Below are 16,286 nucleotides of genomic sequence, written 5' to 3'. Positions count from 1 at the left end.
CTCGCCTCCAGGAAAAATCATGACGACATGGAAGATGGCCGCACGCGCCGAGAAGATGAACCCCTCAGTGCTGCGCGAGATCCTCAAGGTGACCGACCTGCCCGGCATCATCAGCCTGGCCGGCGGCCTGCCCTCGCCCAAGACCTTCCCGATCAGCGCCTTCGCCGACGCCTGCGCCCACGTGCTGGCCAACGACGGCCCGGCCGCGCTGCAGTACGCCGCGAGCGAAGGCTACGGCCCGCTGCGCCAGGCGGTGGCCGATATGCTGCCGTGGAACGTCGACCCGGCGCAGGTGCTGATCACCACCGGCTCGCAGCAGGGCCTCGACCTGGTGGCCAAGGTGCTGATCGACCCCGGCAGCCGCGTGCTGGTCGAGACCCCGACCTACCTCGGCGCACTGCAGGCCTTCGCGCCGATGGAACCGACGCCGGTGAGCGTGGCGAGCGACGACGAGGGCGTGATCGTGGACGACCTCATCGACAAGTCGAAGGACGCACGCTTCATCTACCTGCTCCCCAACTTCCAGAACCCGACCGGTCGCACCATGAGCGAGGCGCGCCGCGCCGCCGTGTCCGCCGCCGCGGCCGCCGCCAACCTGCCGATCATCGAAGACAACCCCTACGGCGACCTGTGGTTCGACGAAGCGCCGCCGCTGCCGCTGACGGCGCGCAACCCCGAAGGCTGCATCTACCTCGGCTCCTTCTCGAAGGTGCTGGCGCCGGGCCTGCGCCTGGGCTTCCTGGTGGCGCCGAAGGCGATCTACCCGAAGCTGCTGCAGGCCAAGCAGGCGGTCGACCTGCACACGCCGATCTTCACGCAGCGCATGGTGGTCGAGGTGATGAAGGACGGCTTCCTGGCGCGCCACGTGCCGACCATCCGCGCCCTGTACAAGCGCCAGCGCGACGCCATGGCCGCCGCGCTGACCCGCGAGATGAAGGGCCTGGACGTGCGCTTCAACGCGCCCATCGGCGGGATGTTCATGTGGGCCCGCCTGCCCGAAGGCATCGACACCGTGAAGCTGCTGCCCAAGGCGGTCGAGCGCGGCGTGGCCTTCGTGCCCGGCGCGCCCTTCTATGCCGACGGCCAGGGCGACCCGCGCACGCTGCGCCTGTCCTTCGTGACCGCCAGCGTCGACGAGATCGACACCGCCATCGCCGCGCTGGCCGCGACGCTGCGCGAGCAGCTGGCGCTGGACGCCGCCGCCCGCGTGCAGCGCGAGCTGGCCGCGACCTGATCACCACGGCACGGGGCGCCATGCGGGCACCATGATCGACCTCGCCACCCTGGGGCTGTTCCTGCTCGCCGCCTTGGCGCTGTTCCTCTCGCCCGGGCCGAACATGGCCTTCGTGCTGGCCCACGGGGTGGCTCAGGGGCCGCGTGGCGGTTTCGCGGCGGCCATCGGCATCTCGGCGGCCGACCTGGTGCACACGCTGTGTGCCGCCACCGGCATCACCGCGCTGGTCGCGGCCTGGGCGCCGGCCTTCGATCTGCTGCGCTACGCCGGTGCGGCGTACCTGCTCTGGCTCGCGGCCAAGGCCTGGCGCGAAGGCGGTGCGGCCCCGGTCGGCGCGGCATCGCCCGCACCGTTCGCGCGCATCGTGCGGCAGGCCTGGCTCAACAACCTGGTGAATCCGAAAGCGCTGCTGTTCTTCATGCTGTTCCTGCCGCAGTTCGTCAACCCGGCGCGCGGCCACGTCACGCTGCAGCTGATGCTGCTGGGCGGGGTGCTCTCGCTCGCGGCGCTGGCCTTCAACACGCTGCTCGGCGCCTTCAGCGGACAGGTGGGCCGATGGCTGCAGCGCCGCCCCGGTGCCGCGCGCCTGCAACACCGGCTGCTGGCCGTGGCGATGCTCGGCCTGGCGCTGCGACTGCTGATGCTGGACCGCCCGGCGCCACGCTAAACGCCGCCACCCCACACGACAACGAATCAAGAAGGAAAAGGAAATGCTCAACATCTGGGGCCGCATCAGTTCGATCAACGTGCGCAAGGTGGTGTGGTGCGCGCAGGAACTCGGGCTCGACTTCCAGCGCACCGAGGCCGGCGGAAAGTTCGGCGTCGTGCAGACGCCCGAGTACCTGGCGCTCAACCCGAACGCGCTGGTGCCCTGCATCGACGACGGCGAAGGCGAGGCGCGCCTGGTGCTGTGGGAGTCGAACGTGATCGTGCGCTACCTCTGTGCCAAGCATGCGCCGGGCGCGCTCTACCCCGAGCCGCTGCACGAGCGCTTCGACGCCGAGCGCTGGATGGACTGGCAGCAGACCGCGCTGAACCCGGTGAGCGCCGGCGCCTTCAAGCAGTGGATCCGCACGCCGGCGGCCGAGCGCGATGCCGCGGTGATCGAGCGCTCGGTGCGCGCCACCGAGCCGCTCTTCGCGCTGCTCGACACGCACCTGGCCACGCGCGCCTTCATGATGGGCGACGACTTCACCATGGCCGACATCCCGGTCGGTTGCGAGGCCCACCGCTGGTTCGGCCTGCCGCCCACCGACTACACCCGACCGGTCTGGCCGAACGTCGAACGCTGGTTCGCCGACCTGAAGGCGCGTTCTGCCGCGCGCGGCGTGCTCGACCTCCCTCTTGAATGAAGTTCCGATGATGAAGACCCGCCCTTTCCAACAAGTCGACGTGTTCACCGCCGTCCCCTACCGCGGCAACCCGCTCGCGGTGGTGCTCGACGGCAGCGACCTGGACGACGCCGAGCTGCAGCGCTTCGCGCAGTGGACCAACCTGTCGGAAACCACCTTCCTGCTGCCGCCGACCGACCCGGCGGCGGACTACCGCGTGCGCATCTTCACGCCCGGCAGCGAGCTGCCCTTCGCCGGCCATCCGACCATCGGCAGCTGCCACGCCTGGCTGCGCGCCGGCGGCACGCCGAAGTCGGGCGACCGCATCGTGCAGCAGAGCGCCGTCGGCCTGGTGCCGATCCGCCGCGACGGCGAACGCCTCGCCTTCGCCGCGCCGCCGGTGACGCGCAGCGCGCCGAGCCCGAGCGTGCTGGCGCGCGTGGCCGCCGCGCTCGGCCTGAAGGCGGCGCAGATCCGCGGGGCGCAGATGCTCGACAACGGGCCGGTGTGGATGGGCTTGCTGCTCGACGACGTCGACACGGTGCTGGCGCTCAAGCCGGACCACCGTGCGCTCAAGGAACTGCGGCAGAAGGTCGGCGTGGCGGCGGTGCCGAACGTGGCGGACGCAGCGCCCGCGCTCATCGGCCGCTCGAACCGCGAAGCGCGCGCCTTCGGCGCTCGTGCGCAGCCCGCGCCGGTCGGCCTCGAGGTGCGCGCCTTCGCGGCGCCCATCGGCGTCGAGGAAGACCCGGTCACCGGCAGCTTCAATGCCAGCATCGCGCAGTGGCTCATCGCCGACGGCCACGTGCCCGAGCGTTACGTCGCCGGCCAGGGCCAGTGCATGGGCCGCGACGGGCGGGTGCACATCGAACGCGACGCCGGTGGCCAGGTGTGGGTCGGCGGCGATGCCGTGACCTGCATCGAAGGCAGCGTCCACCTCTGAGTTTCTGAGGTCCGACCCATGCCCGCACAGATCGACCACCTCGTCATCGCCGCCCGCACGCTCGACGAGGGCGTGGCGTGGTGTGAAGCCACGCTGGGCGTGACGCCCGGCCCCGGCGGCGCGCATCCGCTGATGGGCACGCACAACCGGTTGATCTCGATCGCGACCACGGCGTTTCCACAGGCCTACCTCGAAGTCATCGCGATCGACCCCGTGAAGCAGCCCACGCGTGCCGGCGGCTTGCACCGCTGGTTCGACCTCGACGACGCCGCGCTGCAGGCCGAGCTGGCGCAGCACGGGCCGCGGCTGATCCACTTCGTCGCCCGCGTGCCCGACGCGGCAGCGGCGCTGCACGCGCTTGCCGCGGGCCCCACGCCCATCGACCGCGGCCCGCTCGTCGAAGCATCGCGCGACACGGCCGCCGGCCGGCTCGATTGGAAGATCAGCGTGCGCGACGACGGCCAGCGTCTCTTCTATGGCGCGCTGCCCACGGTGATCGAGTGGGGACCGGTGCACCCGGCCGACACGATGCCACCGTCGGGCGTCACGCTGACCGGCCTGCATGCGACGCACCCGCGGCCGGACATGCTGCAGGCGGCGCACGCGGCGCTGGGGCTCGCGCAGGTGCCGGTACAGGCCGGCCCGCCCAACCTGGTGGCTGTGCTGCAGACGCCGCGCGGACCCGTCACGCTCGAATCGAAAGGGATCTGACGCCATGCTCAGCGCCACCGAACTCGCCTGGTTCTCGCTCGCCTCGCTGCTGCTGGTGCTGACGCCCGGGCCGAACATGATCTATTGCGTGTCGCGCGCGCTGTGCCAGGGGCGCAGCGCCGGCATCGTGTCGCTGGCCGGCGTGCTGGTCGGCTTCCTGGTGCACCTGGTCGCGGCCACGTTGGGGCTGACCGCGCTGCTCGCGGCCGTGCCCTTCGCCTTCGACGCGGTGCGCCTGGCCGGTGCGGCCTACCTGCTGTGGATGGCGTGGCAGGCGGTCAAGCCCGGCGGACACGCGCCCTTCGCGGCGCGCACGCTGCCGATCGACCCGCCGGCCAAGCTGTTTCGCATGGGCTTCCTGACCAACGTGCTGAACCCGAAGGTCGCGATGTTCTACCTCTCCTTCTTCCCGCAGTTCCTCCACCCCGAGCGCGGCTCGGTGCTGTGGCAGAGCGCGGCGCTCGGCGCGATCCAGATCTCGGTCAGCGGGCTGGTCAACCTGATGCTGGTGCTCGGCGCCGCGTCGATCACCGCGGTGCTCTCGCGCAGCGAAGGCTGGCTGCGCGCGCAGCGCTACGTGATGGGCAGCGTGCTCGCGCTGCTGGCGGTGCGCATCGCGGTCGACACGCGCAAGGCGAGCGCATGACCTGAACGGGCCAGCGATCGACGCCGCGCAGCGCACCGTCTTAGCAGCGACCGCATCCTGTCGGGAAACAACCGATTTTTGTCCGACGCGATCCCGACCCGCCGGGCACAGTGGTCGCATGAACCTGAAACCCAAAACCCGGATCGGCATGCTCGTCTTCCCGATGATGACCTCACTGGACATCCTCGGGCCCTTCGAAGTGTTGGCACGCGCGCCGGACTGCCATGCGGAACTGGTCTGGAAGGATCGACAGCCGATCAAGGGCGACACCGGGCTCACGATCGTTGCCGACCAGCGCTTCGACGAAGCGCCGCAGTACGACGTCCTGGTGGTGCCCGGCGGCCCGGGACAGACGCCCTTGATGGAAGACACCGAGGTGCTGCAGTTCCTGCGCCGACAGGCGATCGGCGCCGAGTGGGTCACCTCGGTCTGTACCGGCTCGCTGCTGCTCGCCGCCGCCGGCCTGCTGCAGGGACACAAGGCCACGTGTCATTGGCTTTCCATCGACCAGTTGGCGCTCTTCGGCGTCGAGATCGTGCCCGAGCGCGTTGTCGTGGATGGCAACCGGATCACGGGCGCCGGCGTGACCTCGGGACTCGATTTCGCCTTCACCGTGCTGGAGGTGCTCCGCGGGGCCGAGGCGGCGAAGTCGCTTCAGCTCATGCTCGAATACGATCCGGCCCCGCCGTTTCAGAGTGGGCACCCGCGCGTGGCGGCGCCGGAGCTCGTCGAGAAGGTGCGACTGTCGGCGCAGGAGATGCTTCGGCAGCGCCGCGAGGTCTCGACGCGCGTTGCCAGCACGCTCGGCCACTGACGGGTGACGCCCGCCGCGCAGGCATCAGCCGTGGTAGCGCCCCGGCTTGTGCCAGACGATGACCATGGCATTCATCGCGAGGGTGCCCAAGAGCGACCAGACCACGGTCGGCCAAGGCAGCAGCGCCGAAGCGACGATGAAGAGCACGGCGTCGATCCCCAGCTGGCTCACGCCCGCATTCAGGCCGTATCGTTTCTGCAGCCAGAGCACGACCGCGCCCGTTCCGCCCAGCGAGGCGTTGTGTCGCGCCAGAAAAAGGATGCCCGTGCCCAGCAGCGTGCCGCCACCGATGGCCGAGAACGCGGAAGAGATCTCCGAGACGTTCAGTGAACGGCTCACGAACTCGATCGACGCGCCCAGAACAGCGCTGACGACCAGCGTCTTGGCGCCAAACCCTCGGCCCATGGCGGCGAATGCGAACGCGACGAACGGCACGTTCAGAACCCAGACCAGCGCGCCCACCGGCTGGTGTGCAAAGAGGGCGACCAGCAGCGACAGGCCCGCGATGCCCCCGGTGATCATTCCGCCGCGGTGAAGGAGGCCGATCCCGACAGCGCAGAAGAAGATGCCGAGCGCCACCCCGTAGAAGTCCTCGCGCCGGCTGTGCGGACGAAGCCGCAGCGCGGCGCTAGGTCGGTCCATCGGACGGTTCGAGTTTCAGCTTCACGTGCGTGCGCGCAGCGGCCTGCTTGCGCCAGATGCCGGACAGGCTCCCGACGATGCCTTCGCGAAAGGCCAGCACGACCACGAAGAAGACCACGCCTTGTGCCACCGTGACCCAGTCCTGCAGTTCGGACATGTAGGTCTCCATGCTGATGAGGGCGAGCGCGCCGAGGATCGGGCCGGTGATGCTGCCGAGGCCGCCGACGAGCGTCATCAACAGAAACTCGCCGGACATCTGCCAGCCCACGTCGGTGAGCGTGGCGATCTGCACCGCGATGGCCTTGGTCGCGCCTGCGAGGCCCGTGATGCCCGCCGAGAACACGAAGACCGCGAGCTTGTAGCGGCTGGCGTTGTAGCCCAGCGAGATCGCGCGGGGTTCGCTGTCGCGCACCGCAGCGACGATGCGCCCGTACGGCGAGTGGACCAGCCGAGCGATGGCCAGAATGGCAGCGCCGCAGATCAGCAGGACGAAGAAGTATGCGGACAGATCGCTCTTCAGGTCCCACACGCCGAAGGCCACGCCGCGCGGGATGTTCTGGATGCCGTCTTCGCCGTTCGTGAACGGCACCTGGAGACAGAAGAAGTACACCATCTGGGCCAGCGCGAGGGTCGACATCGCGAAGTAGATGCCCTGCAGCCGGATCGCGATGAGGCCGACGATGCCGCCGAGCGCGACCGACGCGAGCGTCGCGCCCAGGATCGCCAGCTCGGGCGACAGCCCCCACACCTTGGCCAGATGGCCCGCCACATACGCCGAGAAGCCGAAGAACATGGCATGGCCGAACGACAGCACGCCCATGTAGCCCAGCAGCAGGTTGACCGCGCTCGCGGCGACCGCGAAGCACAGCACCTTGATGAGAAACACCGGGTACATCACGAAGGGCGCGGCGACGAGCGCTGCCACCGACACGGCCAGGAGCACCCAGCTCAGGCCCGCACGCAGCTTCTTCGGTTCGATGCCGGCGCGGCTTTCCATGGCGGCGGCCGCGTGCTGACTGATCACGCCCTTGCCGAACAGCCCCGCAGGCTTGATGAGCAGCACGCCGGCCATGATGATGAAGACGACGGTATCGGACAGCGGCGGGTAGTAATAGCGCATCAGGCCCTCCGCCAGGCCCAGCAGGTAGCCGGTGATGATGGCGCCCTTGATGGAACCCATGCCGCCGATCACCACCACCGCGAAGATCACGATGATCAGGTTGGAGCCCATCGTCGGACTGACGTTGTAGATCGGTGCGGCGAACACGCCCGCCAGGCCGGCCAGGCCCACGCCGAATCCATAGACCAGCGTCACCATCCGCGGCACGTTGATGCCGAAGCCGCGCACCAGGTCCGGACGCTCGATGGCGGCGCGCAGGTAGGCCCCGAGTTTCGTCTTCTCGATCATGTACCAGGTGGCGAGGCACACCAGGAGCGAGGCGAACAGGGCCCACAGCCGGTAGTACGGCAGGTATCCCAGGGCCGTGCGGAAGCCGCCGGGCATGGGGTTCGCATAGGGCAGGCCGGCGGAGCCGAAGGCCTTTCGGTAGAGGCCTTCGACGATGAGCGTGAGGCCGAAGGTCAGCAGCAACCCGTAGACATGGTCCAGGTGATAGAGCCGGCGCACGAAGAGCCGCTCCAGCAGGATGCCGCTCACGCCGACGATCAGCGGCGCCAGCACCAGCGCGAAGCCGTAACCGATGCCGAGCCACTGCAGCAGCATCCATGCGGTGAACGCACCCATCATGTACTGCGCGCCGTGCATGAAGTTGACGACGTTCAACAGCCCGAAAATGATGGCCAGGCCCAGGCTCATCATGGCGTAGAAAGAGCCGTTGATCAGCCCCAGCAGAAGCTGCCCGAACAGGGCGGGGGACGGAGACAGGAGTCCCAGCGTTTCGAGCATGTCAGCGCCCCTCCAGGATGTCGCCTGGTCCGCATCGCACGAAACTGGCGCGGCCAGAGGCCAGGGATACCGCGGAACCGGCTCTGCCGGGCCGCTGGTATCGCCCCCTCGAGGGGGAGGCGCCGCAGGCGCTTCGGGGGTGGTGTTTCATCTCAGATTCCCAGGTAGGCTTCGACGCGCGCGTTGCCGTTGTGCATGTCGTCACGGGTCAGCATGTCGACCACGCGCCCGGTCTCCATGACGTAGTGGCGGTCGGCCAGTTCGGTGGCGAAGCGAAGGTTCTGCTCCACCAGCAGGATGGTGAAGCCGCGGCGCTTGAGCGCATGGACGGTCTGGGCAATGAGCTTCACGATGACCGGCGCGAGGCCTTCGCTCGGCTCGTCCAGCAGAAGGCACTTGGCGCCGGTGCGCAGGATGCGCCCGATCGCCAGCATCTGCTGCTCGCCGCCCGACAATTTCGTGCCCTGGCTGGCGGCGCGTTCGCGGAGGTTGGGGAACAGGTCGTAGACCTCGTGCAACGTGAGTCCGCCTTCGCGGAGCACCGGCGGCAAGGTCAGGTTCTCGCGCACGTTCAGTTGCGAGAAGATGCCGCGTTCCTCGGGGCAGTACGCCATGCCCAGCCGGGCGATCTGCTCGGGCAGGCACCGCACGATCGGCGCGCCCTCGAAGTCGATGGTGCCGGTCTTCTCGGTGATGAAGCCCATCAGGCATTTGAGGGTGGTGGACTTGCCCGCCCCGTTTCGCCCGAGCAGCGTGACGACTTCACCGCGCTGCAGCGTGAAGCTGACGCCGTCGAGCACCTGGTTGCCGCCGTAGCCCGCACTCAGGCCTTTGACATCGAGGACGGTGTTGGTGGTATCCATGGTCAGTGGCCGATGTAGGCTTCGAGGACGCGCGCATCGGCGGCGACCGCTTCATAGGGGCCCTCCGCCAGGACTTCGCCACGGCAGAGAACGGTGACGGTGTCCGAAAGCCGTTCGACCACCTTGAGGTTGTGCTCGACCATGACGATGGTCTTCTCTTCGGCGCGCTCGGCGATGAGATCGGCGACCCGGGTCACGTCCTCGATGCCCAGGCCCGCCATCGGTTCGTCCAGCAGCACCAGGTCGGGTTCCAGGGCGAAGGTGGTCGCCAGTTCCAGTGCCCGCTTGCGTCCGTAAGGCAACTCCCCGGCCGCGATGTGGGCCCACTCGCTCAGTCCGAACTGGCGCAGCAGCGCATGCACCCGGTCATCGAGTTCGCTGAGGCAGGCGGTGGAGCGCCAGAACACCTTCTGCAGTCCCGACAGGCGCTGCAGGGGCACGCCCACGTTCTGCGCCACGGTCAGGTGCGGAAAGACGGCGGAGATCTGGAACGAGCGCACGACCCCTTGCCGGGCCAGCTGCGCGGGCGGCGTGCGCGTGACGTCTGCACCGTTGTAGAGGATGCTGCCGGCATCGGGCTCCAGGAAGCGGGTGAGCAGATTGAACAGCGTGCTCTTGCCGGCGCCGTTGGGCCCGATCACGGAATGGACCGTGTTTCGGCGAACGGTCAGGTCGACCTGCCTGACCGCGGTGAAGCCCGAGAAGCTGCGCGTGAGACCGCGCGCGGTGAGGATGGCGGGATCGCCCGCAATGCCAGGCGCCATCACTTGGCCTTGCCGACGGCGCTGGCGACCAGGGGGCATTCGCTCGCGCTCAAGGGCGTGAAGGCATCGGCCGCGGCAATGACACCGTTGACCTTGTAGTAGTCCCACGGCGCCTTGGACTCCGCCTTGGTCTTGACGGTGACCAACAGGAAGTCATGCGACAGCTTGCCGTCGTCGCGCAGGGGTGCGTTCTTGGCGAACATGTCGTTCACCGGCGTGCTGCGCATCTTCGCGGCCACCGGGTCCGTGGCGTCGGTCTGGGTGGCGACGACGGCCTTGAGGTAGTGGCTGGTGGCCGAGTACATGCCCGCCTGCGACTCGGTCGGCATCGCCTTGAAGCGCTCGAAGAAGCGGCGCGAGAAGGCGCGCGTGTCGTCGTTCAGGTCCCAGTACCACGCGGTGGTGGCCGACAGGCCCTGCATCACGTCGAGCCCGGCCGCATGCACGTCCGCGACCGACAGCAGCGTGGCGACCGGGCGTTGTTTGCCGTCCTGCATGCCGAACTCCTTCCACTGCTTCATGGAGTTCACCAGCTGACCGCCACCGTTGGCGAAGGCCACGACCTTCGCGCCCGAGCTCTGCGCCTGCAGCAGGTACGAGCTGTAGTCCGAGGCGCCCATGGGGTGGAACGCCTCGCCCAGGGTCTTGCCGCCGCTGGTGGCCACGAGCGCCTTGGCTTCCTGCACCATGTTCTTGCCGAACGCGAAATCGGCGCCGACGAAGTACCAGGTGTCGAGCCCGCTCTTGGTCAGCGTCTTGACGGGACCCGAGACCAGCGCATAGGCATCGTGCACCCAGGAAAAGCCGGTCTTCGCGCATTGCTTGCCGGTCAGCTCGGTCGTGCCGATGATGCCGTACAGCGCGATCTTGTTCTTCTCCTTGATGACGGACTGAACGCCCAGGGCCACGGCGGAATTCGCGATGTCGAGCACCGCATCGACCTTGTCCACATCGAACCAGCGCTTCACCACCGTCAAGCCGATGTCGGGCTTGTTCTGATGGTCGGCGACGAGCACCTCCACCTTGATCGCACCGAGCTGCTGCTTCATGTCCTCCACCGCCATCTGCACCGCCAGCGCGGATCCCGGCCCGGTCAGTGCGGCATAGGGCCCCGACTGGTCGTTGATGACCCCCAACCGGACGACCCCATCGGAGATCTGGCCGAAAGCCGGGAGCGCCGCGACGGAGGCGGCCGCGAGGGTCCATTTGCAGAGGCTGGGTTTCATGGGACTTCCTTAGGGAGAGTGGAGGATCGTGTTCAACGCTGAAGCGAAAGGCGCTGTGCCGCCTGTGCGATCTGGGCCTCGACGCCGGCGATCCAGGGGTCCTGCGCCGCACGCGCGCGGGCCACGCGCTCGGCACCGGCCTTGTCGGGCGACCCGCTGTCGAGCGGCGGCTGCGGGTCGTATTCGAGGCCCAGCTGGATCATTCGCGCCACTTCTTCTCCGGCCAGCTCGGTGGCCAGGGTGAAAGCGAAATCGATGCCAGATGTCACGCCACCCCCCGACAGGCGGTTGCGATCGCGCACGACGCGGGCCGCCACGGGCTCGGCGCCGAACTGCGGCAGGTAGTGCCGCCACATCCAGTGGCAGGCCGACTTGTAGCCATCGATGAGCCCCGCGGCGCCGAGCAGCAGCGAACCGTTGCAAACCGAGGTCACATAGCGCGCGGTCTTCCCCTGGTCCCGCAGGAACGCCAGGGTGCGGTCATCGCTCAACTGGTCCACCACGCCAAAGCCACCCGGTGCGCACAGCACATCGAGTCGCGGGCAATCGTCGAAGGTGACGGTCGGATTGATGGTGAACCCGACATCCGTCATCAAAGGTTCGAGCGCCTTCCACACCAGATGCACCTTGGCGCCCGGAACGCGGCTGAGCACCTGCGCCGGGCCGGTGAGGTCCAGCTGGGTGACCTCAGGAAAGATCAGGAATCCGATGTGAAGGGTGTCGTTCATTGAGGTGTAGATGTCCAATCGATGACCGATTGTGTGAGTCGCCGAACTTGGCGTAAATGACAATCACAGGCTAATATTCGCCAATGCCGAAGCCGCTCAATGTCGCCATCCTCAGCTTCCCGCGGTGCCAGGTTCTCGATGTCACCGGGCCGGCGATGGTGTTCGAGGCGGGCAACGATGCGCTGGGCAAAGCCCACTACAAGGTCCACATCTGCTCCCCCGAGGGCGGCACGATTCAGACCAGCAGCGCGGTGGCGCTGGTGACCAAGTCGATCGAGGATCTGTCGCCCGGCACCATCGACACCTTGCTGATCGCCGGCGGTGACGAATCGGGGCTCAAGCTGCTGGCGGACAACGACGCGGTGCGCAAATGGGCGGTGCGAGCAAGCAAGAACGCGCGCCGCTATGGCTCCATCTGCACGGGCACCTTCGCATTGGCCCATTTCGGGCTGCTGAGCGGCAAGCGCGTGGCCACGCACTGGTCGGCGTGCAACGACCTTGCGGACCGATGCACGGACATCGAGGTCGACACCAACGCGCTGTTCGTCAACGATGGCCGGCTGTGGACCTCCGCGGGTGTGACGACCGGGATCGACATGAGCCTGGAGATGGTGGCCGCCGACCTGGGCAATGCGGTGGCGAACACCATCGCCAAGCGCCTGGTCCTGTATGCGCGCCGCCCCGGCTACCAGTCGCAGTTCAGCGCCGTGCTGAGCGCGCAATCCGATGCAGACGCGCCTTTCGCCGCCCTGGTCCACTGGATGCGCGAGAACCTGTCACAGACGCTCGACGTGCCGCGCCTGGCGGAGCGCGTCTCGATGTCCGAACGCACCTTCCTGCGACGGTTCACGAAGAGCACCGGCGAGACGCCGGCGCATTTCGTGGAAACCCTGCGACTGGACCAGACCCGCAACCTTCTCGCAGCCGGCATGTCGCTCAAGGAGATCGCGGTACGGACGGGTTACTCGACCGGTGCCCAGTTGTCGAAGGCCTTCGACCGCCGATTCGGCATGACGCCGCTGCTGTTCAGGGAGCTGCATTGCCGCAGCGATCCTGAATAGATTTTGCACAGCTGATGTCGCTTCCGCCTGCAAGATCGCCTGCGGGTGGCATGCCCCCATCGCTGCAGAAAAACACCTGCGCGTTGCGCTTAACGTCCCTGAAGTCCGGCGCCATAGACGCCATCGATGCAAGACGTCGGCACATAGAGCTCGCCTTGAATGCGCCAATCGCCTTCGACGCAAACCCATTGCGCCATGTAGCGTCCGCGCAATTCCACCTGTCCGTCGGGCTCGGTCCATTGGCCCGTCCAATCCCCTTCTTCGTGCGCAACGCGCCAGGAAGACATGACGGACACCGACGAGGGTGTGCGAACCCACAGCGTATCGGGGCGGCGCGTGAACTGGGCCTGGTAGTAGTGGCGATTGGCCTGTGCGCCCAGGAGTTGCACAGAGGTCGAGGTCAGCACGAGAACGTCCGCCATCCAGAGGCTCGATATCCCGTCGATGTCCTGGTTCGCGATCGCCAGATTGGAGAAGGCCCGCGCCGCGCGAATGGTGTGCTCGTTCGTCCCGCCCGGCGCATTCATCTGGCCACCTGGTCCATGCGCGTGATCACCTGCCCGCTGCGCGCGCCGGTGTGCGCGCCTTGCCGCCAGGTGACCGCCCCGTTGACGATCACGGTGTCGATGCCCTCGGCCGGCTGGGCCGGCGTTTCGTAGTTCGCCGCATCGCGGATCGTCGCGGCGTCGAAGAGCACCATGTCCGCGTGTTGGCCGATCTTCAAGGTGCCGCGGCGGTGCAGGCCGAAGTTTCGTGCGGTCAGCCCGGTCATCTTCCACACGGCTGTCTCGAGCGGGAACAGGCCGACGTCGCGGCTGTAGTGGCCGAGCACGCGCGGAAAGGTCCCCCACAGGCGCGGGTGCGGCTTGTCGCCCAGCGGGATGCCGTCGGAACCGATCATCGTCTCGTCGAAAGCCAGGACGCGCTGCACGTCGTCTTCGTCCATCATGAAATAGATCGCGCTGCCCGGCTGGAGCCGGAGCGCTGCGTCGTGCTTCGACACGCCCCAGTCCGCGGCGATGTCGGCGAGATCGCGGCCGGCGCATTCGGGGTGGGGTTCGCTGCTGGCAATGAGCACGCGGCCGTCGAGCATGCCGCGGTCGGCGCGGATCATGGTCGAACCCGCCGTGTAGGGATAGCAGTCGAGCGCGACGCACTGGTGCTTCATGGTCTCCCGGATGAGGGGAAGCGTCACCTTCGTCTTGCCGAAGTTGGGCGCATGCATGGCCTTGTGATGCGACAGCACCACCGGCACGCCCAGCGCGCGGCCGATGGCGAAGGACTCCTCCATCGCCTCCATGATCTTGTCGGACTCGTCGCGCATGTGGGTCACGTAGACCGCACCGCAGGCACCGAGCGGTCGACCGACCTCGATGATCTCCTCGGTCGTTGCGTGCGCGGCCGTCGCGTAGAAGGTGCCGGTCGACATGCCGATGGCGCCGGCCGCCATCGCTTCCTCGACATGGGCACGCATCGCCGCGATCTCTGCGCGGGTGGCGGGCCGGTCGAGGTCGCTCATCGTGACGCCACGCAACGTCGAATGGCCCACCATCGCAGCAACGTTGACGGAAGACGGCGTGTGTCGCAGCGCCTCGAGATAGGCCGCAAAGGTCGTGAAGCGCCCCTCTGCCGGTGCGTCGATCAGGTTGAGCGGCATGGGCAGCGCCATGTCGGCACGCAACGGCGCCGCGCTGATGCCGCAGTTGCCGGTGATCACGGTCGTCACCCCCTGGGAGATCTTGAAGGGCATCAGCGCCTGCGACAGCACCGCCTGGTCGTCGTGCGTGTGCGAGTCGATGAAGCCCGGCGCGACGATGAGGCCCGTGGCGTCGAGGGTCTCGTCGGCCCCATGGCCATCGAGCCGGCCGATGGCGGCGATGCGGCCGTCGATGATGCCGATGTCCGCCTGGAAGCGCGGCGCCTTGGTGCCGTCGATGACGGTGCCGCCGCGGATCAGCAGGTCATAGGGGCGGCGCTTCTCGGTCATGTGCATTCCTGGGTTGGGCAAAGGTCGGCGTTCAAAATCGCAGCGGCGAGTAGGGTGCGGGGTCGACGAAAGGCGTCGTGCCTTCGATCATGTCGGCCATCAACCGAGCGCTGACCGGCCCCAGGGTGAAGCCCTGGTGGGCATGGCCGAAGTTGAACCACAGGCCCGCGTGCCGGGGGGCAGGACCGATCACCGGCTTCATGTCCACGGTACAGGGTCGGTTGCCCAGCCAGGGTTCAGCCTCCACCGGCTCCGACAAGTCGATCAACTCGCGCGCCGCACGTTCGACCTTCTCCAGCTGAACAGGGGTGGAAGGCGCCCCGAGGCGAGCGAACTCCGCCCCGGTCGTGAGGCGCATGCCCTGGGCCATCGGTGCCATGACAAAGCCACGCTCGGCGTCCAGCAGCGCAAGCCGCAGACCCGGCCCGCCGCGGTAGTGGCGGTGGTAGCCGCGCTTCACGAAGAGCGGGAGCTTGTACCCCAGCGTGGAGGTCAGTTCCTTCGCCCACGGCCCCAGGGCGATGACCGCATGGCGTGCGGTCAACGGGCCACTCGCCGACTGCACCTGCCATCCACCGGCCCGTTCGGTCAAGGTGGCCGCGTCGCCCTCGGCGACATGGCCGCCCAGCGCGACGAATCGATCGGCATAGCGCTGGACCAGAGCGCCGGGATCGCTGACGGACCATGGGTCCAGCCAATGCACCGCACCCGCCAACCGCGTGCGAAGCCCAGGCTCCGCGCGCGCCAGCGCATCACCGTCCAGGAGGGTGTGCCGGATGCCGTGTTGCGCCTGAAGCACGACAGCGCGGTCCGCCATGCTGTCCATCGCGGCCTGGCTGCGAAAGCCCAATCGATAGCCTTCCTGGCGCACCAGCGCACCGGCGCCCGACGCAGCGATCAGGGCCTGGTGCTCGTTCAAACAGTGTTCGATCAGGCGACGGTGGTCGCGTGCGATGGGCGCATAGCGCGACGGCGCCGAGGCATGCCAGTAGCGCGCCAGTGGCGACACGATCGAGGGCAAGGCGCGCCAGTGGTAGTCGACATCCATGCCACGTTTCAGCGCGACGTCGAGCACCGTCGACCACGCGCGAGGAAATGCGTAAGGCTCGACCGCTTCCCGCTGGAGGATCCCGGCGTTGCCATAGGAGGTCTCGTTGCCGGGCGCGCGTCGGTCGACCAACGCGACCGAGTGCCCACGCAGGGCCAACTGCAGCGCGGTGCAGGTGCCGACCATGCCCGCACCGAGAACCAGTACGTCAGTGCCCGTCGCGGTGGAATGCATGGTGAGTCATCGGTGTCAGGACAGGCCATTGTCCGTTCTCGATGACTGGCGGGAATGACAATAACGCGTCAATAACCGCCACCTTCTTCCGTCTGCTGCCGGCCGCTGCCGAGGCCGCGCAGCGTACGGTGTACGGGGCGATGCCGCC

General features: G+C 68.0%; 17 protein-coding genes. 8 read left to right on the top strand and 9 right to left on the bottom strand.

The features are described from left to right. The first annotated feature begins 19 nt into the window (after nt 1-19). From ACSFA2_RS11580 to ACSFA2_RS11550, 7 genes are all read left to right on the top strand, one after another. A complete protein-coding gene (locus ACSFA2_RS11580) occupies nt 20-1,234 on the top strand; it encodes an aminotransferase-like domain-containing protein (RefSeq protein WP_435455467.1) in 1,215 nt (404 codons plus the stop codon). 31 nt (nt 1,235-1,265) lie between these two features. Continuing rightward, on the top strand, nt 1,266-1,901 hold the full coding sequence (locus ACSFA2_RS11575) for a LysE family translocator (protein ID WP_435455466.1): 636 nt from the start codon (nt 1,266-1,268) through the stop codon (nt 1,899-1,901). Nucleotides 1,902-1,944: 43 nt separating this feature from the next. Further along, nucleotides 1,945-2,586 (top strand): glutathione S-transferase family protein, encoded by a 642-nt coding sequence (locus ACSFA2_RS11570; protein WP_435455465.1) that lies wholly within the window; start codon nt 1,945-1,947, stop codon nt 2,584-2,586. 10 nt (nt 2,587-2,596) lie between these two features. Continuing rightward, nucleotides 2,597-3,508 carry a PhzF family phenazine biosynthesis protein gene (locus ACSFA2_RS11565; protein ID WP_435455464.1) on the top strand — a complete coding sequence of 304 codons (912 nt, stop codon included), beginning with the start codon at nt 2,597-2,599 and terminating at the stop codon, nt 3,506-3,508. Between the two features lie 18 nt (nt 3,509-3,526). Beyond that, nucleotides 3,527-4,219 (top strand): VOC family protein, encoded by a 693-nt coding sequence (locus ACSFA2_RS11560; RefSeq protein ID WP_435455463.1) that lies wholly within the window; start codon nt 3,527-3,529, stop codon nt 4,217-4,219. Between the two features lie 4 nt (nt 4,220-4,223). Then, entirely contained in the window at nt 4,224-4,865 is a 642-nt protein-coding gene (locus tag ACSFA2_RS11555; RefSeq protein ID WP_435455462.1) for a LysE family translocator, read from the top strand. Nucleotides 4,866-4,983: 118 nt separating this feature from the next. Beyond that, nucleotides 4,984-5,679, top strand: a complete 696-nt coding sequence (locus ACSFA2_RS11550; RefSeq protein WP_435455461.1) for a DJ-1/PfpI family protein — start codon at nt 4,984-4,986, stop codon at nt 5,677-5,679. 24 nt (nt 5,680-5,703) lie between these two features. Here the strand turns inward: ACSFA2_RS11550 and ACSFA2_RS11545 are convergent, their stop codons facing one another. The 6 genes from ACSFA2_RS11545 to ACSFA2_RS11520 form a co-directional block, all read right to left on the bottom strand. Next, nucleotides 5,704-6,258 carry a YitT family protein gene (locus ACSFA2_RS11545; RefSeq protein WP_435455460.1) on the bottom strand — a complete coding sequence of 185 codons (555 nt, stop codon included), beginning with the start codon at nt 6,256-6,258 and terminating at the stop codon, nt 5,704-5,706. A 49-nt stretch (nt 6,259-6,307) separates the two neighbouring features. Next, a complete protein-coding gene (locus tag ACSFA2_RS11540) occupies nt 6,308-8,227 on the bottom strand; it encodes an ABC transporter permease (protein WP_435455459.1) in 1,920 nt (639 codons plus the stop codon). Between the two features lie 152 nt (nt 8,228-8,379). Then, nucleotides 8,380-9,090 (bottom strand): ABC transporter ATP-binding protein, encoded by a 711-nt coding sequence (locus ACSFA2_RS11535; protein ID WP_435455458.1) that lies wholly within the window; start codon nt 9,088-9,090, stop codon nt 8,380-8,382. 2 nt (nt 9,091-9,092) lie between these two features. Further along, nucleotides 9,093-9,854: an ABC transporter ATP-binding protein gene (locus ACSFA2_RS11530; RefSeq protein ID WP_435455457.1), complete on the bottom strand. Its 762-nt coding sequence runs from the start codon at nt 9,852-9,854 to the stop codon at nt 9,093-9,095. Beyond that, nucleotides 9,854-11,080 carry an ABC transporter substrate-binding protein gene (locus ACSFA2_RS11525; RefSeq protein ID WP_435455456.1) on the bottom strand — a complete coding sequence of 409 codons (1,227 nt, stop codon included), beginning with the start codon at nt 11,078-11,080 and terminating at the stop codon, nt 9,854-9,856. The genes ACSFA2_RS11530 and ACSFA2_RS11525 overlap by 1 nt, the downstream gene beginning before the upstream one ends. A gap of 32 nt (nt 11,081-11,112) precedes the next feature. Then, a complete protein-coding gene (locus tag ACSFA2_RS11520) occupies nt 11,113-11,808 on the bottom strand; it encodes a DJ-1/PfpI family protein (protein ID WP_435455513.1) in 696 nt (231 codons plus the stop codon). Between the two features lie 83 nt (nt 11,809-11,891). Here ACSFA2_RS11520 and ACSFA2_RS11515 point away from each other — a divergent pair, with 83 nt between their 5' ends. After that, entirely contained in the window at nt 11,892-12,869 is a 978-nt protein-coding gene (locus ACSFA2_RS11515) for a GlxA family transcriptional regulator (protein ID WP_435455455.1), read from the top strand. 89 nt (nt 12,870-12,958) lie between these two features. Here ACSFA2_RS11515 and ACSFA2_RS11510 read toward each other — a convergent pair whose 3' ends face one another. From ACSFA2_RS11510 to ACSFA2_RS11500, 3 genes are read right to left on the bottom strand one after another with little or no spacing between them, the layout of a single operon-like run. Beyond that, entirely contained in the window at nt 12,959-13,396 is a 438-nt protein-coding gene (locus tag ACSFA2_RS11510; protein ID WP_435455454.1) for a YybH family protein, read from the bottom strand. Continuing rightward, nucleotides 13,393-14,856 (bottom strand): N-acyl-D-amino-acid deacylase family protein, encoded by a 1,464-nt coding sequence (locus ACSFA2_RS11505; protein ID WP_435455453.1) that lies wholly within the window; start codon nt 14,854-14,856, stop codon nt 13,393-13,395. Before ACSFA2_RS11505 ends, ACSFA2_RS11510 begins: the two co-directional genes overlap by 4 nt. Before the next feature lie 31 nt (nt 14,857-14,887). Continuing rightward, on the bottom strand, nt 14,888-16,138 hold the full coding sequence (locus tag ACSFA2_RS11500) for an NAD(P)/FAD-dependent oxidoreductase (RefSeq protein ID WP_435455452.1): 1,251 nt from the start codon (nt 16,136-16,138) through the stop codon (nt 14,888-14,890). Between the last annotated feature and the right edge of the window lie 148 nt (nt 16,139-16,286).

The sequence above is a fragment of the Variovorax cryoconiti genome (assembly GCF_051216395.1).
Lineage (GTDB): Bacteria > Pseudomonadota > Gammaproteobacteria > Burkholderiales > Burkholderiaceae_C > Variovorax.
Note: the sequence above shows the minus strand (reverse complement) of the source record. Positions and strands in the feature narration are given on the sequence as shown.